The sequence below is a fragment of the Saccharothrix hoggarensis genome, from assembly GCF_042678885.1.
Lineage (GTDB): Bacteria > Actinomycetota > Actinomycetes > Mycobacteriales > Pseudonocardiaceae > Actinosynnema > Actinosynnema hoggarensis.
Map to the genome: position 1 here is coordinate 1 of NZ_JBHTLK010000094.1, position 25,009 is coordinate 25,009.

20 protein-coding genes and 2 pseudogenes are annotated in these 25,009 nt (G+C 72.8%); 10 read left to right on the forward strand and 12 right to left on the reverse strand.

Annotation, left to right across the window (positions count from 1 at the left end; all coding sequences use genetic code 11):
* Positions 1-398, forward strand: a 398-nt coding sequence (locus ACFQ3T_RS18700; protein WP_380724578.1) for an alpha/beta hydrolase, incomplete at its 5' end; no start/stop codon positions are given.
* 68 nt (positions 399-466) lie between these two features.
* Positions 467-1,273: pseudogene (locus ACFQ3T_RS18705) on the forward strand (acyltransferase family protein); the annotation flags it as partial.
* On the opposite strand, the gene ACFQ3T_RS18710 reads toward ACFQ3T_RS18705, so the two are convergent.
* Entirely contained in the window at positions 1,274-3,424 is a 2,151-nt protein-coding gene (locus tag ACFQ3T_RS18710) for a phospholipase A2 (RefSeq protein WP_380724579.1), read from the reverse strand.
* A gap of 72 nt (positions 3,425-3,496) precedes the next feature.
* On the reverse strand, positions 3,497-4,081 hold the full coding sequence (locus ACFQ3T_RS18715; protein ID WP_380724580.1) for an SACE_7040 family transcriptional regulator: 585 nt from the start codon (positions 4,079-4,081) through the stop codon (positions 3,497-3,499).
* A 182-nt stretch (positions 4,082-4,263) separates the two neighbouring features.
* Here ACFQ3T_RS18715 and ACFQ3T_RS18720 point away from each other — a divergent pair, with 182 nt between their 5' ends.
* From ACFQ3T_RS18720 to ACFQ3T_RS18735, 4 genes are all read left to right on the forward strand, one after another.
* The gene (locus tag ACFQ3T_RS18720) at positions 4,264-5,052 is read left to right on the forward strand and encodes an SGNH/GDSL hydrolase family protein (RefSeq protein WP_380724581.1); all 789 of its coding nucleotides are present in this window, start codon (positions 4,264-4,266) and stop codon (positions 5,050-5,052) included.
* Between the two features lie 115 nt (positions 5,053-5,167).
* A complete protein-coding gene (locus ACFQ3T_RS18725; protein ID WP_380724582.1) occupies positions 5,168-6,772 on the forward strand; it encodes a carboxyl transferase domain-containing protein in 1,605 nt (534 codons plus the stop codon).
* Between the two features lie 65 nt (positions 6,773-6,837).
* The gene (locus tag ACFQ3T_RS18730; RefSeq protein WP_380724597.1) at positions 6,838-8,754 is read left to right on the forward strand and encodes an ATP-binding protein; all 1,917 of its coding nucleotides are present in this window, start codon (positions 6,838-6,840) and stop codon (positions 8,752-8,754) included.
* A 3-nt stretch (positions 8,755-8,757) separates the two neighbouring features.
* Positions 8,758-9,912 (forward strand): acyl-CoA dehydrogenase family protein, encoded by a 1,155-nt coding sequence (locus ACFQ3T_RS18735; RefSeq protein WP_380724583.1) that lies wholly within the window; start codon positions 8,758-8,760, stop codon positions 9,910-9,912.
* Positions 9,913-9,918: 6 nt separating this feature from the next.
* On the opposite strand, the gene ACFQ3T_RS18740 is transcribed toward ACFQ3T_RS18735, so the two are convergent.
* The 3 genes from ACFQ3T_RS18740 to ACFQ3T_RS18750 are packed head-to-tail and all read right to left on the reverse strand — an operon-like array spanning position 9,919 to position 12,451.
* Positions 9,919-10,089 (reverse strand): hypothetical protein, encoded by a 171-nt coding sequence (locus ACFQ3T_RS18740; RefSeq protein ID WP_380724585.1) that lies wholly within the window; start codon positions 10,087-10,089, stop codon positions 9,919-9,921.
* A 5-nt stretch (positions 10,090-10,094) separates the two neighbouring features.
* On the reverse strand, positions 10,095-10,862 hold the full coding sequence (locus ACFQ3T_RS18745; protein ID WP_380724586.1) for a crotonase/enoyl-CoA hydratase family protein: 768 nt from the start codon (positions 10,860-10,862) through the stop codon (positions 10,095-10,097).
* Complete coding sequence (locus ACFQ3T_RS18750; protein ID WP_380724587.1) at positions 10,859-12,451, reverse strand: acyl-CoA dehydrogenase family protein; 1,593 nt, start codon at positions 12,449-12,451, stop codon at positions 10,859-10,861. The genes ACFQ3T_RS18745 and ACFQ3T_RS18750 overlap by 4 nt, the downstream gene beginning before the upstream one ends.
* Positions 12,452-12,539: 88 nt before the next feature.
* Between ACFQ3T_RS18750 and ACFQ3T_RS18755 the strand changes: the two genes are divergently transcribed.
* Both ACFQ3T_RS18755 and ACFQ3T_RS18760 read left to right on the forward strand, forming a co-directional pair.
* Positions 12,540-13,913 (forward strand): FAD-binding oxidoreductase, encoded by a 1,374-nt coding sequence (locus ACFQ3T_RS18755; protein WP_380724588.1) that lies wholly within the window; start codon positions 12,540-12,542, stop codon positions 13,911-13,913.
* A 14-nt stretch (positions 13,914-13,927) separates the two neighbouring features.
* Positions 13,928-15,157, forward strand: a complete 1,230-nt coding sequence (locus tag ACFQ3T_RS18760; RefSeq protein ID WP_380724589.1) for a class I SAM-dependent methyltransferase — start codon at positions 13,928-13,930, stop codon at positions 15,155-15,157.
* Between the two features lie 102 nt (positions 15,158-15,259).
* Here the strand turns inward: ACFQ3T_RS18760 and ACFQ3T_RS18765 are convergent, their stop codons facing one another.
* From ACFQ3T_RS18765 to ACFQ3T_RS18780, 4 genes are all read right to left on the reverse strand, one after another.
* The gene (locus tag ACFQ3T_RS18765) at positions 15,260-15,745 is read right to left on the reverse strand and encodes a GNAT family N-acetyltransferase (RefSeq protein ID WP_380724590.1); all 486 of its coding nucleotides are present in this window, start codon (positions 15,743-15,745) and stop codon (positions 15,260-15,262) included.
* A 94-nt stretch (positions 15,746-15,839) separates the two neighbouring features.
* Positions 15,840-17,627, reverse strand: coding sequence for a putative bifunctional diguanylate cyclase/phosphodiesterase (locus ACFQ3T_RS18770; RefSeq protein WP_380724591.1), 1,788 nt, complete (start codon positions 17,625-17,627; stop codon positions 15,840-15,842).
* 211 nt (positions 17,628-17,838) lie between these two features.
* Entirely contained in the window at positions 17,839-18,780 is a 942-nt protein-coding gene (locus ACFQ3T_RS18775; RefSeq protein WP_380724592.1) for an ABC transporter substrate-binding protein, read from the reverse strand.
* Positions 18,777-19,910 carry an LLM class flavin-dependent oxidoreductase gene (locus ACFQ3T_RS18780; protein WP_380724593.1) on the reverse strand — a complete coding sequence of 378 codons (1,134 nt, stop codon included), beginning with the start codon at positions 19,908-19,910 and terminating at the stop codon, positions 18,777-18,779. The genes ACFQ3T_RS18775 and ACFQ3T_RS18780 overlap by 4 nt, the downstream gene beginning before the upstream one ends.
* A gap of 293 nt (positions 19,911-20,203) precedes the next feature.
* Here ACFQ3T_RS18780 and ACFQ3T_RS18785 point away from each other — a divergent pair, with 293 nt between their 5' ends.
* Positions 20,204-21,037 (forward strand): amino acid ABC transporter permease, encoded by an 834-nt coding sequence (locus tag ACFQ3T_RS18785; RefSeq protein ID WP_380724594.1) that lies wholly within the window; start codon positions 20,204-20,206, stop codon positions 21,035-21,037.
* A 5-nt stretch (positions 21,038-21,042) separates the two neighbouring features.
* A complete protein-coding gene (locus ACFQ3T_RS18790) occupies positions 21,043-22,896 on the forward strand; it encodes an FAD/NAD(P)-binding protein (protein ID WP_380724598.1) in 1,854 nt (617 codons plus the stop codon).
* Between the two features lie 538 nt (positions 22,897-23,434).
* Here ACFQ3T_RS18790 and ACFQ3T_RS18795 read toward each other — a convergent pair.
* From ACFQ3T_RS18795 to ACFQ3T_RS18805, 3 genes and pseudogenes are all read right to left on the reverse strand, one after another.
* Positions 23,435-23,905, reverse strand: coding sequence for a flavin reductase family protein (locus ACFQ3T_RS18795; protein ID WP_380724595.1), 471 nt, complete (start codon positions 23,903-23,905; stop codon positions 23,435-23,437).
* Positions 23,906-24,025: 120 nt separating this feature from the next.
* Positions 24,026-24,793 (reverse strand): ESX secretion-associated protein EspG, encoded by a 768-nt coding sequence (locus tag ACFQ3T_RS18800; RefSeq protein ID WP_380724596.1) that lies wholly within the window; start codon positions 24,791-24,793, stop codon positions 24,026-24,028.
* Positions 24,790-25,009, reverse strand: a pseudogene (locus ACFQ3T_RS18805) (PPE domain-containing protein); the annotation flags it as partial. The pseudogene ACFQ3T_RS18805 and the gene ACFQ3T_RS18800, both read right to left, overlap by 4 nt.

Sequence of the window (25,009 nt, forward strand, 5' to 3'; positions counted from 1 at the left end):
CCGGCGGGCGGCTGGCGCGGGCCGGCGCGGTCGCGCCCGCCGAGTACGTCCGGACGCTGCCCGGTCACGTGCGCCTGCTGTGCCACAGCTACGGGTCGGTGGTGTGCGCGCTGGCCCGGCCCGCCGTGGACGACGTGGTGTTCCTCGGCGCGCCGGGGGTGCGGGTGGAGTCGGCGGACCCCGCCGTGCGGGTGTGGGCGGCGCGCGGCGGCCGGGACTGGACGCGGTGGGTGCCGGCGGTCCGGCTGGGCGACCTGGGGCACGGGCCGGACCCGGTGGACCCGCGGTTCGGCGCGCGGGTGTTCGACGTCGGCGACGCGGCGCACGACGAGTACTTCCGGCCCGGCACGCGGTCCTTGCGGGCGTTGGGCCGGATCGTGGTGGGTGAGGCGCCGTGACCCGCGACCCGGTGGTCGACGCGACGCGGGCCATCGCGATCGTCGGCGTGGTGGCGGGGCACTGGCTGGTGACGGCCGTGGTGCTGACGGGTGACGGGCTGGTGGTGGACAGCCCGCTGCGGTGGATGCCCGAGCTGGCCCCGGTGAGCTGGGTGTTCCAGACGTTGGGGCTGTTCTTCTTCACCGGCGGGTTCGGCGCGGCGCGGTCGCGGTCGCCGTGGTGGCGGCGGGTGCGCAGGCTCGTGCCGCCGGTGGTGGTGCTGCTCGGGGTGTGGGCCGCTGTCCTGTTCGGACTGTCGATGCGCGGGTTGCCGCAGCAGACCGTGCTGACGGTCGGGTACCTCGTCGTCACGCCGTTGTGGTTCCTCGGTGTGTACGTGGTGCTGGCCGCGTTCACGCCCTTGTTGGCGCGGTTCGGGTGGTGGGGTGTGGCGATTCCGGTCGTGCTGGTGGCCACCGTGGACGCCGGGTGGGCGAATGCCGACTGGGTGAACGTCGTCGCGGTGTGGTGGGCGCCGTGGCAGGTGGGCGTGCTGGTCGCGCGGCGCGGGCTGCGCCGGTCGTGGGGTGGGGCGCTGCTCACGGCCGGCGGGGTGGCGTTCGCCGCGCTGGTCGCCGCCGGCGACCCGGTGAGCGCGGTCAGGGTGCCGGGCGCGGCGGAGTCGAACCTGTCGCCGCCGTCCGCGGCCGCGCTGGCGCTGGCGTTGGCGCAGGTGGGGCTGGTGCTGCTGGTGCGGCCGTCGTTCCGGGCGGACGCGGTGAACGCGCGGGCGTTGCCGATCTTCCTGGTGCACCAGAGCGCGTTGCTGGCGGTGACGCTGGCGGGCTCGGCGTTCGGCGCGCTGCGCGGCCTGCACACGCCGCCGGCGGACGCGCTATGGGTGCTGGAGCGCGGGACGTGGCTGCCCGTGTTCGGCGGCGTCTGCCTGGTGCTGCTTCGGTATCGCCGCCAGCAGCGCGGCCGCGATCGTGGCGCCGTGCAGGGCGACCATCGCGCCGGTGGGCTCCAGCACCAGCAGCGGCGGGACGCAGGCCAGCGCGGTGAGCAGCCAGGGCCGCCTGCGGTGGCACGTGCCGGCGTGCGCGGTGTGCAGCAGGTACCAGCCGAGCAGCAGGTGGATGAGGTTCTGCAGCGGGTCGACCTTGAACACGACGAGGGTGCCCGCCGCGCCCGCGAACCCGGTGACGACGAACCCGAGGACGCCCAGCACGCCGTAGCCCGCGCCGAGCGTGACGGCGAGCCGGGTGCGGTGGGTCTCGCGGGTGCGGCACGGGCTGAGGGCGGCGTTGCGCTCGAACCGGTGGAACGCCAGTAACACCGGCAGGAGCAGCAGCACGAGCAGGGTCAGCCAGCGGGGCCGGGCGGCCCAGTCGAACGTGACCGGGGCGTCCAGCACGCCGAGCAGGCCGACGACGGCGGCCAGCACGGTGAGGTACCCGAGGTACACCGTCATCGGCGTGGCGCGGGCGAACTCGACCACCCGCCACGGCCCGTGACCCGCGAGCCACGCCGTGACGCGGGGCTTGAGCAGCAGCACGAGGCAGATCTGGGCCAGCCCGAGGACGAGCAGGCAGACCGTGGGCGGGCTGAGGTTCGAGGCCCGCTCGCCGGGCAGCGGCATCATCGTGCGGGGGTAGCCGCCGAACGCGATCAGCGCGAGCAGCGCGGGCACGGCGGCGAGCGCGACGGCGGCGAGGACCCCGCGCGGCAGGCGGCGCAGGCCGCCGTCGGCGTAGTGGAAGCCGAGCTGCTGGAGCAGCAGCGCGCCGAGGACGAGGTTGAGGTAGCCGCCGGTGCGCCACTCGAACCCGATCCTGACCCCGTCGACCAGCAGCATGGCCGCGACCAGCGCCACCGGCGTGACCAGGCGGGCGTTGCGGTGCAGCCAGGCCATGACGGGGGTGGCGGCGACGGCCACCAGGTAGACGCCGAGGAACCACAGCGGGTGCGCGATCAGCCGGCCGAACACCTCGACCCGCGACTTGTCCACGTCGAGCAGTTCCAGCGGCAGCGGCAGGACCAGCCACGCCAGCACGAACGCGAGCACCGGCCGCAGCAGCCACGAGATGCGGGCCGACAGGTAGCGGCCGTAGCCGCCGTGCTCGGCCTGCACGGCGTGCCAGCTCGTGAGGTTGGCGTGGCCGCCCGCGAAGTAGAACACCGGCGCCACCTGGAGCGCCCACGTGAGCAGCCACAGCCAGCCCGCGCTCACGCCGGACCAGTGCAGCACGGTGAGCAACGACTGGCCGATGACGACCAGGCCGAGCGCGGCCAGGCGCAGGAACGTGGCGTAGCGGTCACCCGTCAGGCGTGGCCGCGGCGGGTCGGCGGGTTCGGGCGCCGCCACCGGTTCCCGGCGTCGGGCCGGGCGGGGCAGGCGGGCCAGGAGCAGGAAGACGACGACGGCGCTGCCGAAGCCCCACGCGAGGACCGGTTCGTGGCCCGGCGGTCCCCACCGCTGCCGCCACGAGTTGAACTCCAGCCCGGCGGCGTAGAGGCGCGCGGTGGCGTGGCAGCGGGCGGCGTGGCCGCGCGGGTTGACGTCGCACTGGGCGTGCATGTCCTGCGAGAGGCGCGCGTCGAGGGCCTTGCGGGCGTCCGGGGCGAGCGGGCGGCCCTTGTGCTCGGCGTAGCGGAGGAGGTCGTAGCCGAGGTCGTGCGCACGGCAGCCGGTGCCGAAGTCCCACTCCGTGTCGCCCGCCGGGCCGGAGCAGCCGCCGCCGGGGTCGATGGCCCGTACCGTCCCGTCGGGTGCGGTGACGGCCCTGGGTGAGCGGTTGGCCACCCGGTTGAAGTCCGCCGGGAACTCGACGAGCGGGTTGTCCCGGTCCGGGTGGGCCATCGCCCGGACGGCGTTCGCGGCGGTGGCGACGTCGCCGGTGAGCGGGGTGGTGTCCGTGGCGCCCGCCGGGCGGGACGCGATCACGCCGCAGACGAACACGGCCAGCGCGACCAGCGGGAACCGGAACCAGGCGGGCAGGCGGGCGAGCAACCGGAGCCCCGGCCACCCCCCGGTGCTGTTCACCGCCGCGTCACCCATTGGCCGCCCAGGTTACGGATCGGCGCGACCGCCGCCAAACACCCTGGCCGGACGGGGTTACGGCAGCGCGCCCGCCAGCGAGGCCAGGGCCATCTGGGACAGCAGGGTGGCCATCTGGTCGCGGTCGAGGTGGGCGCTGTGCGGGGTCGAGTTGATCAGCCCGAAGACGGCGTGCGCCGCGGCGCGGGCGGTCGGCTCGTCCACCTCGGGCGAGGTCTTGCGGATCGTCTCCACCCACACCTCGACGTACCGGCGCTGCAACGCGCGCACGCGCCGCCGGTCCGGGTCGGTCAGGTTGGCCAGGTTCCGGATCTGCACGGTGATCAGCGCGGGGTCGTCGAGCGCGAAGTCGACGTGCCACCCGATCAATTCCCGAAGTGCGTGCGCCGGGTCGGTCGACGCGGCCACGCGCGCCTGCCCGCCTTCCAGCAACCGTTCGCTGATGGACGTCAGCATCTCGCCGAGCATCGCGTCCTTGCTGCGGAAGTGCCGGTACAGCGCAGGCCCGGAAATGCCTACAGCGGCGCCGATGTCGTCGATCCCGACGCCGTGGAAGCCGTGCCGGGCGAACAGTTCCGCGGCGGCGGCCAGGATCTGGTCCCGACGGGTTTGCTTCGCTGGCTCGGCTGGCACGCCGCTCATCTTAAACGGACGGCCCAATGCACGTAAACGTGCGTTAACCGAGTGGTCGCCGGAAGATCACCAACCGGTCGCCGAAACACGTAGTTAACTCTTGACCCACTCTTCTTCTCTCGCCCTACTTGCTGGTAACTCTTGTTGTGCTCCGCATCACACCCTGCGTTGTTTCCCTCCGGGAGGCTCCGATGCGCCTTGTCCGATTCCTGTCCAGCGCGGCGCTGGCCGTCGCCGCTTCACTGGCGCTCGTCGTGCCGGCCGAAGCCGCCGGCGACAACTACGTCGCGCTCGGCGACTCGTATTCCTCCGGCACGGGCACCGGCTCGTACTACGGCGATTCCGGCGGCTGCAAGCGCAGTCCCTACAGCTACCCCGCGCTGTGGGCGGCCTCGCACGCGCCGGCGTCGTTCAAGTTCGTCGCCTGCTCGGGCGCCCGGACCGGTGACGTGCTGGCCAACCAGGTCGCCGCGCTCACCACGGCGACGTCCCTGGTCAGCATCTCGATCGGTGGGAACGACGCCGGGTTCACCGACGTGATCACCACCTGCACGTTCGGGTCCGACCAGGACTGCGTCAACCGCGTGAACCAGGCGAAGGCGTACGCGACCGGCACCCTGCCCGGCCTGCTCGACAACGTCTACACGCAGATCCGCAACCGCGCGCCGTCCGCCCGGGTCGTCGTCATGGGCTACCCGCGCCTCTACAAGGTGCCCGGTTCCTGCAACGTCGGCCTGAGCGACACCAAGCGCTCGGCGATCAACGGCGCGTCCGACACCCTGCACCAGGTCATCTCCGGTCGCGCCGCCGCCAAGGCGTTCACGTACCGCGACCTGCGCGGGCCGTTCACCGGTCACGAGATCTGCTCGTCCGACTGGTGGATGAACAGCCTGACCTGGCCGGTGGAGGAGTCCTACCACCCGAACCGCAACGGCCAGCGCCTCGGCTACCTCCCCCAGCTCACCGCCGTCACGGGCTGAGCGCGAGGCGCCACACCGGAGGGGGTCGCCCGGGCGGCCCCCTCCGGCTTGTGAACCTCCGTTAACAAGCGCTAACATCTCCTCAGGTTAACGACTGCTAACCGCGAGGAGCCCGATGGACGCCCCGGTGCTGCGCAGCACGGCCGACAAGTCGGCCGACGCCTTCCGGCGCTACCACGACGAGCACGCGCGGCTCGTCCGCGAGCTGCGGGACAAGCTCCGCACGGCCGCCCTCGGCGGCCCGGAGAAGGCACGCGCCCGGCACGTGGAACGCGGCAAGCTGCTGCCCCGCGACCGCGTCGACACCCTGCTCGACCCCGGCTCGCCGTTCCTCGAGCTGTCGCCGCTGGCCGCCGACGGCCTGTACGGCGACGAGGCGCCCGCCGCCGGCGTCATCACGGGCGTCGGCCGCGTCTCCGGCCGCGAGGTCGTGGTGGTCGCCAACGACGCCACCGTCAAGGGCGGCACGTACTACCCGATGACGGTCAAGAAGCACCTCCGCGCGCAGGAGGTCGCGGCGCAGAACCACCTGCCGTGCGTCTACCTGGTCGACTCCGGCGGCGCGTTCCTGCCCAGGCAGGACGAGGTGTTCCCGGACCGCGACCACTTCGGCCGGATCTTCTTCAACCAGGCCACGATGTCCAGCCGGGGCATCCCGCAGATCGCCGCGGTCCTCGGCTCCTGCACGGCGGGCGGCGCGTACGTGCCCGCGATGTCCGACGAGGCCGTCATCGTGCGCGGCCAGGGCACGATCTTCCTCGGCGGCCCGCCGCTGGTGAAGGCCGCGACCGGCGAGGTCGTCACGGCCGAGGAGCTGGGCGGCGGCGAGCTGCACTCCCGCACGTCCGGCGTCACCGACCACCTGGCCGAGGACGACGCGCACGCGCTGCGGATCGTCCGGTCGATCGTCAGCACGCTCGGCCCGCGCGCCCCGCGCCCGTGGCAGGTGGAGCCGACCGTCGAACCCGCGGTCGACCCCGCCGAGCTGTACGGCGTCGTGCCCACGGACAGCCGCACCCCGTACGACGTGCGCGAGGTGATCGCCCGCGTCGTCGACGGCAGCCGGTTCCAGGAGTTCAAGAAGGAGTACGGCACGACCCTCGTGACGGGGTTCGCGCGCATCCACGGCCACCCGGTCGGCATCGTCGCCAACAACGGCGTGCTGTTCGGCGAGTCGGCGTTGAAGGGCGCGCACTTCATCCAGCTGTGCGACCAGCGCGGCGTGCCGCTGGTGTTCCTGCAGAACATCAGCGGGTTCATGGTGGGCCGCGAGTACGAGGCGGCGGGCATCGCCAAGCACGGCGCGAAGATGGTGACCGCGGTGGCGTGCGCGCGGGTGCCGAAGTTCACCGTCGTCATCGGCGGGTCGTTCGGCGCGGGCAACTACTCCATGTGCGGGCGGGCGTACTCGCCCCGGTTCCTGTGGATGTGGCCGAACGCCCGGATCTCCGTCATGGGCGGCGAGCAGGCGGCGTCCGTGCTGGCGACGGTGCGGCGCGACCAGCTCGGCGACGCGTGGTCGGCCGAGGAGGAAGAGGCGTTCAAGGCCCCGATCCGGCAGCAGTACGAGGACCAGGGCAACCCGTACTACTCCACGGCCCGGCTGTGGGACGACGGCGTCATCGACCCGATGGACACCCGGATGGTGCTCGGCCTGGCCCTGTCCACGGCGGCGAACGCCCCGATCGAGCCGGTGTCCTACGGCGTCTTCCGGATGTGATGGGGATGGCCGGCAGCGAGAGGGTGACCCACGAGATGGTCGGCGGCGAGAGGTTCGCCCACGAGATGTTCGACAGCGTCCTGGTGGCCAACCGCGGCGAGATCGCGGTGCGGGTGATCCGCGCGCTGCGCCGGTTCGGGATCAGGTCGGTCGCGGTGCACAGCGACGCGGACGTGGACGCACTGCACGTGCGGATGGCCGACGTGGCGGTGCGGATCGGGCCGGCCGCGGCCCGGGAGAGCTACCTGTCGATCGAGCGGATCATCGAGGCCGCCGTGTCGAGCGGCGCGCAGGCCGTGCACCCCGGGTATGGGTTCCTCGCCGAGAACGCCGACTTCGCGCGGGCGTGCGACAAGGCCGGGCTGGTGTTCATCGGCCCGCCCGCCGACGCGATCGAGGCGATGGGCGACAAGATCCGCGCCAAGCTCACCGTCGCGGCGGCCGGCGTGCCCGTGGTGCCGGGGCGCACCGAGGTCGGCATGACGGACGACGACCTGGTGGCCGCCGCCGCCGAGATCGGGTTCCCGGTGCTGCTGAAGCCGTCCGCGGGCGGCGGTGGCAAGGGCATGCGGCTGGTGGAGTCCGGCGACGGCCTGCGGGACGCCATCGAGTCGGCCCGGCGGGAGGCGCGCGGGTCGTTCGGCGACGACGCGCTGCTGATCGAGCGGTTCGTCACCGACCCGCGGCACATCGAGATCCAGGTGCTCGCCGACGCGCACGGCGGCGTGGTGCACCTGGGCGAGCGCGAGTGCAGCCTCCAGCGGCGGCACCAGAAGATCATCGAAGAGGCGCCGTCGCCGCTGGTCACGCCGGAGATGCGCGAGGCGATGGGCACGGCGGCCGTCGAGGCGGCGAAGGCCGTCGGGTACGTCGGCGCGGGCACGGTCGAGTTCATCGTGGACGGCTCGACCGGCGACTACTTCTTCATGGAGATGAACACCCGGCTCCAGGTCGAGCACCCGGTGACCGAGCTGGCGACCGGCGTCGACCTGGTCGAGTGGCAGTTGCGCGTGGCCTCGGGGGAGCCCCTGGGGTTCACCTCGGTGGAGCTGTCCCGGCACGCCGTGGAGGCCCGCGTGTACGCCGAGGACCCGGCGCGCGGGTTCCTGCCGACCGGCGGCACGGTGCTGGCGCTGCACGAGCCGTCGGACGTGCGGGTGGATTCGGCCCTGCGGGTCGGGTTGGCGGTCGGCAGCGACTACGACCCGATGCTGGCCAAGGTGATCGCGCACGGCTCGACGCGGGCCGAGGCGCTGCGGCGGTTGGACGCCGCGCTGGGGCGGATGGTCGTGCTCGGCGTGACGACGAACATCCCGTTCCTGCGGGCGCTGCTGGCGGACCCGGACGTGCGCGCGGGCGCGCTCGACACCGGGCTGGTGGAGCGCAAGCTGGAGTCGCTGGTGCGCCACGACGTCCCGGACGAGGTGCTGGCCGCGGCGGCGCTGGAGCGGCAGCTCGCCGTGCGCGGCGACGACCCGTGGGAGCGGTCGGGCGGCTGGCGGGTCGGCGAGCACGCGTGGACCCGGTGGCTGATCGACGGGGTCGAGGTCCGGGTGCGCGGCGACGAGGTGTCCGTGGGCGGTCGGGAACCGTTGCGGCTCAACGCTTCCTTCGACGGGTCGACGCTGGTCGTCGGCGGTCGCCGGTACGCGGTGGCCCGGTCCGGCAACGTGCTGTGGCTCGGCGCGGACGGGCACGCCTGGGCGTTGACGGAGACGTTGCCGTCCGAGGTGTCGTCGTCGGCGGCCGCGTCCGGCGGCGGTCCGGTGACCAGCCCGATGCCGGGCACGGTGCTCGTGGTGCGTGCCGCGGAGGGCGACCACGTCACCGCGGGGCAGGCGTTGTTCGTGGTCGAAGCGATGAAGATGGAGCACACCGTCACGTCACCCGTGGACGGCGTGCTCACCGATGTGCGTGTTCAGGCGGGCCGACAGGTCGCGCTGGACGAAACCCTAGCCGTCGTCGTCCCCCACCAGGAGTGAGCGATGTTGGACTTCCGCCTCGACGAGGAATACGAGGCCCTGCGCAAGACCGTGGCGGAGTTCGCCCGGGACGAGGTCGCCCCCGTCATCGGCGGGTTCTACGAGCGGGAGGAGTTCCCGTACGAGATCGTCGCCAAGATGGGGCGGATGGGCCTGTTCGGGCTGCCGTTCCCCGAGGAGTTCGGCGGCATGGGCGGTGACTACTTCGCGCTGTGCCTGGCGTTGGAGGAGCTGGCGCGGGTCGACTCGTCGGTGGCGATCACGCTGGAGGCGGGCGTCTCGCTGGGTTCCGTGCCGCTGTACCGGTTCGGGACGCCCGAGCAGAAGGCCGAGTGGCTGCCCCGCCTGTGCTCCGGCGCGGTGCTGGGCGCGTTCGGGCTCACCGAGCCCGGCGGCGGGTCGGACGCGGGCGCGCTGCGCACCACGGCCAAGCTCGACGGCGACGAGTGGGTCCTCAACGGCACCAAGGCGTTCATCACGAACTCGGGCACGGACATCACCGGGCTGGTGACGGTGGCGGCGGTGACCGGGCGGCGGGAGAACGGCAAGCCGGAGATCTCCGCGATCATCGTGCCGAGCGGGACGCCGGGGTTCACGGTGTCCAAGAAGTACTCCAAGGTCGGGTGGAACGCGTCGGACACGCGCGAGCTGTCCTTCCAGGACTGCCGGGTGCCGGTCGGGAACCTGGTCGGCGAGCGGGGGCGCGGGTACGCGCAGTTCCTCCAGACGCTGGACGAGGGCCGGGTGGCGATCGCGGCGATCGGCGTCGGGCTCGCGCAGGGCTGCGTGGACGAGTGCGTGCGGTACGTCGGCGAGCGCGAGGCGTTCGGGCACAAGATCGGCACCTACCAGGCCATCCAGTTCAAGATCGCCGAGATGGAGGCCCGCACCCACACCGCCCGGCTGGCCTACTACCAGGCGGCGGCGAAGATGCTGCGCGGCGAGCCGTTCAAGCGGGAGGCGGCGATCGCCAAGCTCGTGTCGTCCGAGGCGGCGATGGACAACGCGCGCGAGGCGACGCAGATCTTCGGCGGGTACGGGTTCATGAACGAGTACCCGGTCGGCCGCTTCTACCGGGACGCGAAGATCCTGGAGATCGGCGAGGGCACCAGCGAGGTCCAGAAGATGCTGATCGCGCGGGAGCTGGGTCTGGGCTGACCCCGGTCAGACGTCCGGGTGGCGGGAGTTGACGGGCGCGGCCGGGATCGACCAGCCGGCCGCGTACCGCTCGTACCGCGGGTTCGCGTACTCGTCCGAGGTGACGATCCGGCGAATCTCGGCGAGCGGCCGCTCGTCGGACCCCAGCCACCCGCGGATCGACGCGTACGTGCCCACCGCGATCAGCTCCCCTCGTCGAACCGGCCGTGGCGGCCTTCGCCCGAGCGGAAGCGGCGCAGGCCCTGGTCGACCTCGGTCAGCGAGACCAGGCCGTGACGCAGTTCGTTGGCCAGTGCCTCGGATTCGGGCAGGGACTCCTGTTCCAGCAGGGACAGGCGGTCGTGGCGCAGGCACAGCTGGGGGAACGCGGACAGTTCCCGCGCCAGTGCCTCGGCGGCCGAACGGGACGTGCCGGGCGGGACCACGCGGTTGACCAGGCCGATGGCCAGGGCTTCGTCGGCGTGGACCGGGCGGCCGGTCAGGACCAGGTCCAGGGCACGGGACGTGCCGATCAGGCGCGGCAGGCGCACCGTGCCGCCGTCGACCAGCGGCACGCCCCAACGCCGGCAGAACACGCCGAACACGGCGTCGGAGTCGGCCACCCGGAGGTCGCACCACAGGGCCAGCTCCAACCCACCCGCCACCGCGTGACCGGAGACGGCCGCGATCACGGGCTTGGACAGGCGCAACCGCGTCGGACCCATCGGGCCGGACGGTGACGCCGGGTCGTTGCTCCGCGCGGCGCCCAAGGCCTTCAGGTCCGCCCCGGAGCAGAACGTGCCGCCCTCGCCGTGCAGCACGGCCACCGCCGCGGTCGGGTCCTCGTCGAACTCGCGGAACACCTCGGTCAGCGTGTGCGCGGTCGGCCCGTCCACCGCGTTGCGCACGGCGGGCCGGTTCAGCAGCACGGTGGACACCGGACCCGACCGCTCCACCCGGACGGCGCTCACAGCTTCGGCAGCCCCCGTTCCACGATCGCGCCGAAGTCCACCCCGCGCGGCAGCGTGCCGAACGCCACGCCCCAGTCGCCGGACAGCCGGGACGCGCAGAACGCGTCCGCCACCGCCGGGTGCCCGTGCCGCACCAGCAACGCCCCCTGCAACGCCAACGCCATCCGCTCCACCAGCCTGCGCGCCCGCACCTCCAGGTCGGCCACGTCGGTCAGCTCGTCCTTGATCCCGTCGACCGCCGCGTCCAGCCGCCGATCGGCGCCGCGCGCCGCGTCCAGTTCGCCGAAGAACTCCTCCACCGCCTCCGGCGAACGCCCCAGGGCGCGCAACGCGTCCAGCGCCGCCACGTTCCCCGAACCCTCCCAGATGGACATCAGCGGCGACTCGCGGAACAGCCGCGGCAGGCCCGAGTCCTCGATGTACCCGTTGCCGCCCAGGCACTCCAACGCCTCGGCGGCGTGCGCCGGCCCCCGCTTGCAGACCCAGTACTTGGTCACCGCGAGGCCGAGCCGGCTGCGGTTGCCGGCCAGCCACAGCGCCACCGTCGTCGCCGCCTCCGACTCCACCGCCAGGTCGGCCAGCACGTTGCGCATCGCGGGCTGGTCGATGAGGGCCCGGCCGAACGCCCGGCGGTGCGCCGCGTGGTGCGTGGCCTGGGTCAGGCCGAGCCGCATCCCGGACGCCGAGCCGAGCACGCAGTCCAGCCGGGTCATGTTGACCATCTCGATGATGGTCCGCACGCCCTGGCCCTCCTCGCCGACCAGCCAGCCGGCCGCGCCGTCGTACTCGACCTCGGCCGACGCGTTGGACTTGTTGCCCAGCTTGTCCTTCAGCCGTTGCAGGAACAACGCGTTGCGCGTCCCGTCCGGCAGGACACGGGGCAGCAGGAAGCACGACAGCCCGCCCGGCGCCTGCGCCAGCGTCAGGAACAGGTCGGACATCGGCGCGGACGTGAACCACTTGTGCCCGGTGAGCCGGTAGTGGTCGCCGTGCGGCACGGCCCGTGTGGTGTTCGCGCGGACGTCCGAGCCGCCCTGCTTCTCGGTCATCGACATGCCCGCGATCAGCCCGCGCTTGGTCGACGGCTCGCGCAGCCCGAAGTCGTACTCGCGGGAGGCCAGCAGCGGCTCGAACCGCTCGGCCAGCGCGGGCGTCCGCCGCAGCGCGGGCACGGCCGCGTAGGTCATCGAGACGGGGCACCCGTGGCCCGCCTCGGCCTGGCTCCAGACGAAGAACTTGGCGGCACGGGCGACGTGCGCGCCCGGCCGGTCGTCCCGCCACGGGGCGGCGTGCAGGCCGTGCGACACGGCGGTGTCCATCAGCTCGTGCCAGGCCGGGTGGAACTCGACCTCGTCGACCCGGTGCCCGTACCGGTCGTGGGTGTGCAGCACGGGCGGGTGCGCGTTGGCCTGCCGTCCCAAGGCTTGGACGTGCGCCGTGCCGGCCTTCAGGCCCAGCTCGCGCAGCTCCGGTTCGGCCCACGCCGCGCCGCCCCCGTGCAGGCCGGCCAGCAGCGCCGGGTCGGCGGAGACGTCGTGGCCTTCCAGCGGCGGGACCTGGTTGGTCACCTCGTGCGTGGCGTGGGTCATACCCGGAGAGCGTACTACCCACCGGTAACTTGGTCAGCGGCGAAATTTGGGGGTGCTGATCAAGCTCGGGCGGCCTAACGTCGTTCCGGTGAGCGATCAGGCTCGGCGGAGCCGAGAATCGGACCACGACCGGGCGGTGGCCGCGTTGCGCGGCCAGTACGCGGCGATCCCGGCGGGCGCACCCGTGCGCCTGGCCAAGTCGACGTCGAACCTCTTCCGGTTCCGCGCCGACCAGTCCGGCGGCCTCGACGTCGGCCGCTTCGACCGGGTGCTCTCGGTCGACCGGGACGCCCGAACCGCCCAGGTCCAGGGCATGACGACCTACGAGAACCTGGTGGACGCCACCCTGCCGCACGGCCTCATGCCGCTGGTCGTGCCGCAGCTCAAGACGATCACCCTCGGCGGCGCGGTGGCGGGCCTGGGCATCGAGTCCAGCTCGTTCCGCAACGGCCTGCCGCACGAGTCGGTGCGGGAGCTGGAGGTGATGACCGGCGACGGCGAGGTCGTGGTGGTCGGTCCGGGGGACGACCTGTTCCGCGGGTTCCCGAACTCCTACGGCACGCTCGGCTACGCGCTGCGGCTGGAGATCGAGCTCGAACCGGTGAAGCCGTACGTGCGGCTGCGGCACGTGCCGTTCGCGACCGCGGCGGAGTGCGCGCGGGTGCTCGCCGACGTCTGCGCCGAGGGCTCGTACCAGGGCGAACCGGTCGACTTCGTGGACGGGACGGTGTTCTCCGGCCGCGAGCAGTACCTCACCCTGGCGAACTTCGCCGACACCGCGCCGTGGACGTCGGACTACACCGGCAACCACATCTACTACCGGTCCATCCAGCAGCGCACCACCGACCACCTGACCGTCCGGGACTACCTGTGGCGGTGGGACACGGACTGGTTCTGGTGCTCGCGGGCGTTCGGCGTGCAGCACCCGATCGTGCGACGGCTCGTGCCCAAGCGGTACCTGCGGTCCGACGTGTACCGCAAGGTCGTGGCGCTGGACCGCCGGTACAAGCTGTCCGACCGGATGAGCAAGGCGGTGCAGGAGCCGGTGATCCAGGACGTGGAGATCCCGGTGGACCGGGTCGCCGAGTTCCTGGACTTCTTCCACCGGGAGGTCGGCGTCAGCCCGGTGTGGCTGTGCCCGGTGCGGCTGCGCCGCCAGGCGGACGGCAGCCGCACGGTCTGGCCGCTGTACCCGATGGACCCCGACGTGCTGTACGTCAACGTCGGCTTCTGGTCGACGGTGTCGCTGCGGCCCGACGAGGAGCTGGGCAGCCGCAACCGGCTGATCGAGGACAAGGTCGCCGAACTGGGCGGGCACAAGTCCCTCTACTCCGACTCGTACTACGGGGAGGAGGAGTTCTGGGAGAACTACAACGGCCCGACGTACCAGGACCTGAAGAAGAGGTACGACCCGGCGGGCCGGCTGCCCGATTTGTACGCCAAGTGTGTTCTCCGTAGGTGAAGGGAGCCGGGGTTATGCGGTTGGCGGAGGTGTTCCAGCGGGCGGTCGGAGGCGACGCGTCCGTGCGGTTCAGCGCGTACGACGGCAGCCAGGCGGGGCCGGCCGACGCGAGTGTGGGCATCGAGGTGCGCACACCCGAAGCGTTGTCGTACCTGGCGTCGGCGCCGGGCGAGCTGGGGCTCGCGCGCGCGTACGTGACCGGGCACCTGGAAATCATCGGCGACGTGTACGGGGCGCTGACGCACCTGTCCGAGATGTCGCTGAGGGACGTGCCGTGGGGCGAGCGGCTGGAGCTGCTGGCCACGTTGGGGCGGACCAGGCTCGGCACGAAGGTGGAGGTGCCGCCGCAGGAGCGCCGGCTGCGCGGGCTGCGGCACTCGAAGGCGCGGGACCGCGAGGCCATCGCGCACCACTACGACGTGTCGAACACGTTCTACGAGTGGATCCTCGGCCCGTCGATGGCCTACACGTGCGCGGTGTACCCGACGCACGAGTCCAGCCTGGAGGAGGCGCAGTTCACCAAGCACGACCTGGTGGCGCGCAAGCTCGGGCTGAAGCCGGGGATGCGGCTGCTGGACGTGGGCTGCGGCTGGGGCGGGATGGTCATGCACGCGGCGCGCGAGTACGGCGTGCGGGCGCTGGGCGTGACGCTGTCGCGCAACCAGGCGGAGTGGGCGCAGAAGGCCATCGTGGAGGCCGGGCTGTCCGACCTCGCCGAGGTGCGCTACCTCGACTACCGGGACGTGCGGGAGAGCGGGTTCGACGCGATCAGCTCCATCGGCCTGACCGAGCACATCGGCAAGGCCAAGCTGCCCGCGTACTTCTCGTCGCTGTTCGCGAAGCTGAAGCCCGGCGGGCGGATGCTGAACCACTGCATCACCCGGCCGGACAACAAGCAGCCGGCGCGGACGGGCGGGTTCATCAACCGGTACGTGTTCCCGGACGGCGAGCTGGTCGGCCCCGGGCACATCGTGTCGCTGATGCACGACACCGGGTTCGAGGTGCGGCACGAGGAGAACCTGCGCGAGCACTACGCGATGACGCTCGCGGCGTGGTGCGCCAACCTGGACAAGCACTGGGACGACGCGGTGAGCGAGGTCGGGCTGGGACGGGCGCGGGTGTGGCGGCTGTACCTGGCCGCGTCCCGGCTCGGGTTCGAGCGCAACAACATCCAGCTGCACCAGGTGCTGGGCGTGAAGCTGGACGGCAGCACGTCGGGGATGCCGCTCCGGCCGGAGTGGTGAGGCGCCGGCTGGTGAGCTGACGCCGGGTGGTGAGCTGACGTTGGGTCGGGGCCCGTCCGCGAGGGCGGGCCACCGGTCGTGGGTCTCCGGTCGTGGGTCCGGTCACGCCACCCGGAACCGGAGGATGGTGGACGGCACCGGTTCCGACCGGTCCACCTCGATGACCGGTCCCTCGGCGACCGAGGCGGTGGCGGAGCGCCAGAACGCCGCCGCGGCCGCGTTGGCGTGGTCGAACGTCAACGTCCACTCGCCGGGGTGCCGGGCGAACAGGAGGCGGGCCGCCGCGCGGGCCACGCCCCGCCGGCGGTGGCGGCGGGCGACGAAGAACTCGGCCACGTTCCACGAGCCCTCCCCGTCCACGTCGGCGCGCGCCAGGGCGAAGCCGGCCAGTTCGCCGGCGGCTTCGACGAAGTACGCCTCGCGCGCGGGCTCGGTGAAGTAGTGGTCGAGGTACGGGTAGGCGAAGGTGCCGTGCCGGGTGAGCGGCAGGTCGTCCCGGATCTCGGAGAAGTCGTGCTGGTACAGCTGGATCAGGTTGGCCAGGACCGGCTTGTCCGCCTCGTCGGCGGGCACGAGGGCGACGTCCACGCCGCAGTCTCGCGCGGGTCGCCGGGCGCCCGCCACCGGATTACCGGCCGACCTCGCCGACGATCCGGACCCCATGAGGAGCCTGAGCCCCGCATCAGGACTTGCCGAGGATCGCGGCGACCTCGTCGGGCGTCAGCAGCTCCGAGCCGAACAGGGGGCCCTGCGCGCCCGTGACGCCCAGTTCCGCCAGCCGTCGCGCCTCGAACTCCGTGCGCACGCCCGCCGCGTACAGCGGGACGCCCAGGCCGCCCGTCCACGTGAGCACCGCGACGGCGGCGCTCTCGTCGATCCGGTTCGCGCCCTCCGCCAGCCCTTGCACCGGCGCGCCCTGGTACTTCACGCCGCTCAACGGGATGCGCCGCACCCGGTCCACCGGCACGTTGCCGCCGCCCATCTGGTCGAGCACCAGCCGCACGCCGTGCTCGGCCAGGATGCCCAGCTCCTCCACCTGCTCCTCGCTGATCAGCGCGGGCAGGTGCTCGCCCAGCTCGAACTGGAGCAGCCGCGCCGGCAGGCCGCTCTCCCGCAGCACGCGCCGCACCGTGGCCACCAGCTCCGGCTCCTGGCACTGCCGGGCGGTCAGGTCCATGCTCAGCACGGGCGCGGCGTCGCCGAACTCGGCGTGCCACCGGCCCGCGTGCCCGCACGCCTCCTCGATCGCCCACGCGCCCAGTCGCACCGCCATCCCGGTGCACGTGGACAGCGACAGCAACGTCTGCGGGTCGAGCAGACCCTCGGTCGGGTGGTCCCAGCGCACCCGCGCCTCGACGGCGAGCAGCGTCCCGTCCGTCAGCGACCGCACCGGCTCGTAGAACACCCGGAACTCGCCCTGCTCCAGCCCACCCGCGATGGACGCCGCCAGCCGCATGCGGGTCCGCTCCCGCCGGTCGCGCTCGGGGTCGTACAGCGCCCACTGCGCCTTGCCGTCGTCCTTCGCCCACCGCACGGTCACGTCGACGCACCGCAGCAGCTCGCCCGCGTCCCCGCCCCGCGCCGGCCGCACGACGATGCCGACGCTGGCCGTCACACCGATGCCGTTCTCACCCACCCACACCGGTTCGGCGAGCAGGTCGACGGCCTCCTCCGCGAGCGCCACGACGGTCGGCACGTCGACCGGGTCGCGGATCAGCACGCCGAACTCGTCGGGGCCGATCCGGGCCAGCTCGCCGACCTCGCCGAACACCGACCGGAGGTGCCGGGCGACCGCGGCGAGCACGCGGTCGCCCGCCTCGTGCCCGAACGCGTCGTTGACCACCCGGAACCCGTCGAGGTCGAACACCACCAGGGCGAGCGTCGCGGGCCCCCGGTGGCCGACCGCGCCCTCCAGCCAGCCGACGAACTGCGCGCGGTTCGGCAGGCCGGTCCGCACGTCGTGCAGGCTCTGCCGCAGCAGCTGCGACTGCAGCGCCCGCACCTCGTCCAGGCTTTCGACGACGGCCACCTGGTAGGCGGGCGCGCCGTCGTCGTCGCGCACGAGCGACAGGGTGATGAGCGCGTTGACGATCTCGCCGTCCCCGCGGAGCAGCCGCTGCTCGATCCGCACGTGCTCGCGCCGCCCGGACGCGAGCACGGCCGAGATCCGCTCCACCGACGCCCGCTCGGCGGGGTGCACCAGGTCGTGGGTGAACCGGCCGGCCAGTTCCTCGGCGGAGTGGCCGACCAGGTCGAGCAGCGCGTCGTTGACGTCGAGGAGGGCGCCGTCGAGCCCGGTGACCGCGATCGCCACCGCGGACGCCCGGAAGACGGCGCGGAACCGCGCGTCACCCGGTGGTGGCGCCGGCGCCCGCGTCACCTCGCCCGACGCGTCCTCCGCCGCGTTCTCCGACGGGTTCTCCGCCGCGTCCTCCGGGGGTGTCCCGGACCCGTCCCCGAGTCTCGCCACGCCTGTCTGCTCGGCCATCCTCATTCAGCTCTGGAACCAATCGTCGAAAGTTCACCTGTGAACGCCATGTCGCGTGACCGGGTCACCGCGCTACCGCGAGTGCGCATTTTTCGGCCATTGTCACTCGAATGGTGTAAAGGTGGACCGTTGGTCCCATTCAGCTTACTTGTCGGACGCGGGCGCGAGGCAAGGTGATCGCGGTACGACCGCCTCAGTCGTGCTCGGGTGGACTGATCTCCGACCTCGGGATGGCCGAGTCGGTGGTGCCCCACTTGGCGAGGATGGCCTGGTACGCCCCGGTGGCGATGAGCTTGTCGACGGCCGCGCGGAACGCGGGGGCCAGCGGTGAGCCCTTGCGGAACGCGAATCCGACGTCGAGTCGTTTGAACTCGCCCAGGAACTCCAGGTTCGGTTGGTTGTCGGCGGCGTAGCGCAGTCCGTTGATCGTGCTCATGACGACGTCGATGTGCCGTTGCTGCAACCCCAGGAATACCGCGGCGTTCTCGGAGAAACTGAGCACTTCGTACGGCGGCTTGCCCGCGTCGGGGCAGACGTGCTTCTCCTTCTCCAGAGTCGCCTCGAACGTGGTGCCCGCGCCGGTGCCGATCTTGAGCCCGCACAGCTGGACGAGGCTGTCGACCCGGCCCAGCCGGTCGTCGTCGGCGCGGACCGCGAAGCCCTGGCCGTCGTTGATGTAGGTGACGAAGTCGATGGTCTGCTTGCGCGCCTCCGTGACGCCGAAGTTGCCCGTGCCCACGTCGTACTTGCCGCTGGTGAGCGCGGGGAGGATGACCTCGAAGCCGGCGACCTCCCGTTCGATCCGGATGCCGAGGACCTTCGCGACGCCCTCGGCGATGTCGATGTCCTGACCGAGGATCGTGCGGTTGTCGTCGGCGTAGTAGGCGGACGGCGGCGTGCCGCCCACCGAGGACGCGAACCGGACCACCCCGGCGTCGCGGACCTCGGCGGGCAGCAGCGCGGCGATCGCGTCGTCCTTCGCCAACGCCGACAGCACGTCCTTGCCGGGCTCGATGCCCGCGGGCGGGTCGGCGTCGGCCGGGCCACCGCACCCGGAGACGACGAGCGCCAGGAGGGCGGTCAGGGCGACCAGGCCCCGGGTGCCGAGGCCGCGTTGGCGCGTGCGGACGGTCACGCGTCCACCGCCGTCAGCTCGCCGACGTGCCCGCCGGCCCGGTCGCGGTCGCGCTTGGCGACCTCCTCGCGCACGATCGGGATCACGTGCCGGCCGAAGTCGATCGTGTCGTCGACCATGTCGTAGCCGCGCGCCGAGATGATCTCCACGCCGAGGTCGTAGTAGTCGAGCAACGCCTGCGCGACCGTCTCCGGCGTGCCGACCAGCGCGTTCGAGTTGCCCGCGCCGCCGGTCGCGGCGGCCGTGGGCGTCCACAGGGCGCGGTCGAAGCGCTCGCCGCGGTTGGCGATCTCCAAGAGCCGCTGCGACCCCGTGTTCTCCGGCGAGGTCAGCGAGTGCCTGCGGGTCAGCGACCGGCCGCCCGCCGTGCGCGACCTGATCCGGTCGACGGTGGCGTGCGCCTTCTCCCACGCCAGCTCCTCGGTCGCGCCGAGGATCGGCCGGAACGCCACCTGGAACCGCGGCACGTCGGCGCGCCCGGCGTCCCGCGCGGCCTGCTTGACGGCCTCGATCTGCTGCGCCGTCTCGGCCAGCGGCTCGCCCCACAGGCAGAAGATGTCCGCCTCCGCGCCACCCGCCCGGTAGGCCGCCGGCGACGAGCCGCCGAACGACACGTTCGGCCGCGGCTGCTGGACCGGGAACACGTCGCTGACGAAGTCGGCGAACCGGTAGTGCTCGCCGTCGTGGTCGAACGGCTCGCGCGACGTCCACGCCCGCTTCACGATTTCGATGTACTCGCGGGTGCGCGAGTAGCGGTCGTCCTTGGTCAGGTAGTCGCCTTCGCGCTGCTGCTCGTGGTCCGTGCCGCCGGTGATGAAGTGGACGGTCAGCCGGCCGTCGCTGATCCGGTCCAGCGTCGCGAACGTCTTCGCGGCGAACGTCGGGTAGGACACGTTCGGCCGGTGCGCCAAGAGGATCTGCAACCGATCCAGTCGGCTCGCGACGAAAGCCGCGGCCTGCGCGGGATCGGGAGTGCCGGACCCGTACGCGAACAGCACGCGGTCCCAGCCGTGGTCCTCGTGGGCGCGGGCCAGGCGCAGCGTGTAGTCCTTGTCGAACGACGCGCCGCTGCGCGGGCGCGTCTCCGAACCGTCGTTGGTGCCGCCGATCCCCAGGAACTCAACAGGCACGTCAGGACCTTCCGTAGCAGGTGGTGGCGAGGTGGGAACGCCGACGCGCCAACGACGTTGAGGGAGACGCGCTGGGTCGGCGGACAGGTGCGGTGGTGTTCGACCGGGCGTCGTGGCGTCGGCCGTCCGCGTTCCCAGTCGATCAGCGCGCCGCACCGCCGTCAACGGTCTTCGACGGGCGTCCAAATCGCGGAATCCCTTGACCTGGCGGCGTTGTGCGCGCATACGATCGGCGCGCGGCGTTGAGGGACGCGGCACCTGTTCCGTGTTCCCTCGTGTCCGGGAGACAGCCGATGAGCGCTTCCACCGTCGTCACACCACCGGAAAGCCCCGCCGTGCCGCGGATAGTGCCGTTGCGGCGCCCCGGGCGGTGGGTGTCGGCCGCGGTGGTGCTCGCCGCGTTGGGCGTGCTGTTGTGGTCGATGGCCACTAACGAGCAGTTCCAGTGGGCGGTCGTCGCCCGGTACTTCACCGCCGAAGCGGTGTTGCGCGGGCTGGGGCTGACGTTGTGGCTGACCGCGGCGACCCTGGTGCTCGGCTTCCTGCTCGGCGGGCTGCTGGCCGTGATGCGGCTGTCCGGCAACCCGGTGCTGGTGGGCGTGAGCTGGGGGTACGTCTGGCTGTTCCGCTCGGTGCCGCTGCTGGTGCAGTTGCTGTTCTGGTTCAACATCGGCGCGCTGTACCCGGCGCTGTCCGGTTCGACGGCCGTGATCGGACCGCTGACCGCGGTGATCATCGGCCTGGTGCTGCACGAGGCCGCGTACGCCGCCGAGGTGGTGCGCGGCGGCATCCTGTCCGTCGAGGCGGGTCAGGTGGAGGCCGGTCTGGCGCTGGGCATGCGGAGATCCCGCGTGCTGCGCCGGATCGTGCTGCCGCAGGCGATGCGCTCGATCGTGCCGGGTGCGGGCAACCTGCTCATCGGCACGCTGAAGGGCACGTCGATCGTGAGCGTCCTGGCGGTGCAGGACCTCCTGTACTCGGTCCAGCTGATCTACAACCGCAACTACCTGATCATCCCGCTGCTGCTGGTCGCGACCATCTGGTACGTCATCGTCACCAGCCTGCTCAGCGCCGCCCAGTACTGGGTCGAGCGGTACTACTCGCGTGGCGCGGGCAGGCTGTCGTGACCCACCTGGTCGTGGTCGGCGCCGGTCCTCGCGCGGCCGGCCTGCTGGAGCGGTTGGGCGCGAACGCGCCGGAGCTGTTCGACGGGCCGCTGGAGGTGGACCTGGTCGACCCGTTCCCGGCCGGCGCCGGGCGGGTGTGGCGGCACGAGCAGTCGCCGTTGCTGCGGATGAACTCCATGGCCGAGGACGTCACCATGTTCACCGACGCGAGCGTGGTGTGCGAGGGGCCGGTCCGGCCGGGACCGTCGTTGGCGGAGTGGGCGCGGACCGTCGCGTCGGCACCCGATCTGTCCTTTGTGGACTCCGAGGGCCTCGTGGACTTGACGCCGGAGGTGCGGGCGGAGCTGGCGGCGCTGGAGCCGACGACGTTCCCGAGCCGGCGGGCGCAGAGCGCGTACCTGAGGTGGTTCCACGAGAGGGCGGTGGCGTCGCTGCCCGCCGGCAGCTCGGTGCGCGTGCACCGGGGCCGGGCGGTGCGGCTCACCGGCACGTCCGGGATGCGGCAGCGGGTCTGGCTCGCCGACCGGGCCGAACCGCTGGTGGCGGACGTCGTGGTGCTCGCGCTGGGGCACCTGGACCGCGAGCCGGAGCCCGAGCACGTCCGGCTGGCCGGGTACGCCGCCGAGCACGGGCTCGCGTACCTGCCGCCGGACTACACCGCCGACGCCGACCTGTCCGCGGTGCCACCCGGCGCGGACGTCGTGGTGCGCGGGCTGGGGCTGGCGTTCGTCGACCTCGCCGTGCTGCTGGGGGAGGGGCGCGGCGGGCGGTTCACGCGCGTGGACGGGGAGCTGCGCTACCTGCCGTCCGGCCGGGAACCGCGGCTGCACGTCGGATCGCGGCGCGGGGTGCCGTACCACTCGAAGACCGGCTACCGGCTGCGCGGCGCGCCACCCGAACCGGGCGGGTTCTTCGACGCCGGGGCGCTCCTCGCGAGACCGGGCGACCTCGACTTCCGCGCCGACGTGTGGCCGTTGATGGCCAAGGAGATCGCGCACGGCTACTACCGCGAGCTGTTCACCGGGCACCCGTCGCGGGTCGCCGTGCCGTGGGCGCGGTTCGCGGACGAGTTCGCCCGGCTCGACTGGTACAGCCCCGGCATGCGCGCGCTGGAGGAGGCCGTGGCGGTCGAGGACCGGATCGACTTCGAGCGCCTGGACCGGCCGATCGACGGCCGCGTGTTCGGCACGAGCGACGAGTTCCAGCGGTTCGTGCGCGACTACGTCACGGCCGACGTCGCCCGCCGCTCCGACCCCGCGCACAGCGCAGACCTCGGCGCGTTCCTGGCGCTGCTGGGCGTCTACGGGCAGTTCGCGCGGCTCGCCGCGTCCGGGCGGCTGCGCGGCGAGGACGGCTGGTGGCGCGGGTTCTTCAGCTACTTCGCGAGCGGTCCGCCGCCGGGGCGGCTGGAGGAGCTGCTGGCGCTGTCGCGGGCGGGCGTGGTGCGGTTCCTCGGCGCGGACACGTGGGTGCGGGCCGAGGGTGGGGTGTTCCTGGCCGGCAGCCCGAGCGTGCCGGGCCACGTGGTGCGGGCGTCCGGGCTGGTCGAAGCCCGGTTGCCGGAGCACACGCTGGCGACGACCGCCGACCCGTTGTTGCGGTCGCTGCGGGCTGCCGGGGAGGTGCGCGACGAGGACGGCCAGGTGGCCGTCGCGGCGGAGGACAGCCGGGTCGTGGACGCGGCCGGCGTGCCGCACGCCCGGCGGTTCGCGGTCGGGCCGTACACGACGAACAAGGCGTACGCGGCGTTCGCGCGGCCGGGGACGAACGCGCCGACGTTCCGGCAGAACGACGAGGTGGCGCGAGCGGTGCTGCGGGTGCTGGCCGCCGAGACGACGCTCGGCCTGGAGTCCGCCTGAGGTGCCGCCCGGGCGGGTCGAGCCGCCGTCCTGGCCGGTTCGGGCACTGCGCGGGTCGGTTGTGGCGCTGGGCCGGCGGGTTGACAGCACCGGTGGGGCCGGCTCAGCCGCCGGCCGGGCAGGCTGAGGCATTGAGCCTTTGCCAACTTAGGTCACCTTCCCGCAGCGCGCCACCGCTTCTCCCGAGGTTCGCCGGCGCTTCGAACCGGCCAGGGCGGACGCCTTGGAGACTCTCCTCGAGCGGATCCGACGGCTCGAGGACTGCGGGGGCACCGGCGGACGAACGGTTCAGGAAGCCGCCTGGCAGTTCAGCTGCCTGTGCGAGGGACTCGCCGCGCAGGACCTCCGAATGGCGACCACGGGCCGGCAGCCGGACACCACGCGGATCTGGGCTGACGCGCTAGACGCACTGATCGCGGGCTGGCAAGCGACGCGCAGGACCTGACCGTGCCGAGTTCGACCAGCCGCCGCCGAACCAGTCGATCCACAACTCGTCGGCTCGATCGGGGCTGGAGCGGATCTTGCGCAGGACCCGTCCTCAGGCCACCGACGTGTAGCGGCCCTGGAAGCGGACCAGCGGTGACGCGCCCTCGGCGTGCTGGATCTCCAGCGGCTCGCCGACCAGTGCGACGTGGTCGCCCACCGCGATCCGGCGCGTGGTGCGGCAGCGCAGGCGCAGCGGCGCGTCCAGCAGGTGCGGCACACCGTCCACATCGGACTGCCAGTGCGTGCCCGGGCCGAACCGGTCCGAGCCCGTGCGGGCGAACAGGTCGGACAGGGCAGTCTGGCCCGCGTCCAGCAGGTGCACGGCGAACAGCGGCGACGTGCGCAGGACGGGCCAGGCGGACGCGCCCTCGCCGATCCAGACCACCACGAGCGGCGGGTCCATGCTGGCGGAGGTGAACGAGCTGACCGTGACGCCGACCGGGCCGTCCGGTCCGGTGGCGGTCACGATGCCCACGGCTTGGGGGAAGTCGCGCAGCGCGGCGCGGAGGTCGGTCCGGGTCATGTGCCGAGCATCGCAACGCGCGCCCGGCCGCTCAACCGGGTCCACCGTTCGGGAACCCTTGCGCCGCAGTGGGAAAAAGCCCCGGGCGCCCGACCGGGCGGGGTCGGGCGCCCGGGACGATCAGGCGACGGACGACAGGACCGACGCGATCCGCGTGGCGATCCGGTCGTTGTCGGTCGGCGCGAGGCTCAGCCACCCGTCCTCGTGGACCATCAGGTACCGGCCCTGCGGCGTGTCGAACCAGGTGATCAGCGCGCCGGCCCGGTCACGCCGGTAGCCACCGCCGACGGTGACGCCGAACTGGCCGCCCGCGACCCGGTTGCCGGCGAGTTCGCTGACCGCCGTCGCGTCCTCGCGCGACAGCCCGGCCTTCTGCAACGCCTCGCGTTCGTCCAGCTCGCCGCCGCCGCCCCACGGGTCGTCCTCGTCGTCGTCGGCCTGCTGGTCCTGCAGCGCCACGGCCTCGGTCAACGCCTCCAGCCGCAGCGACAGCGCGCTGCCGGGCCCCGCCGACCCCGTCGGCAGCACCTCCACGATCGACCGGGCCAACGCGGTCGGCCGGATCTCCAGCACGCCGATCGAACCGCTGTCGATCACGGCCAGCGCGGCGCGGTCGCCGTCCGACACGGCGACCGCCCGCAGCGAGCGGTCCACGTGGGCGACCGCGTCGACCGCGACGTCGTGGTCGCCGAGCAGCCGGAGCAGCGCCACCAGCCGGGGGTCGGGCTCGCCGTGCTCGGCCAGCACCTCCTCCCGCAGCCGGGCGCGCTCTTCCTCCGTCGCGCCGTGGCTGGGCACGTCCAGCGGGTACGGCAACCGGCCGAGGCCCAGGTCGTGCCACAGCACGTCGAGCTGCCGCGGCGTGAGCAGGAACTCGGGCTCGATCACGGCTGGTCGCCCTTCTTCCGCGGCTTCGCGCCGCCGATCACGGACGGCGGCAGGTTCTCGCCCGGCACCTCGAAGATGTCCTCGCCCCGCAGGTACGCGGCGGCCCGGTGCTCCTTGTCCTCGGCGCCCTGACCGCCCGCGGGCGCTCCGCCCATCGGCGCGCCCGCCGCCCTCGGCGACCCGACCGCGCACGCGCCACCGGGACCGAACCCGCCG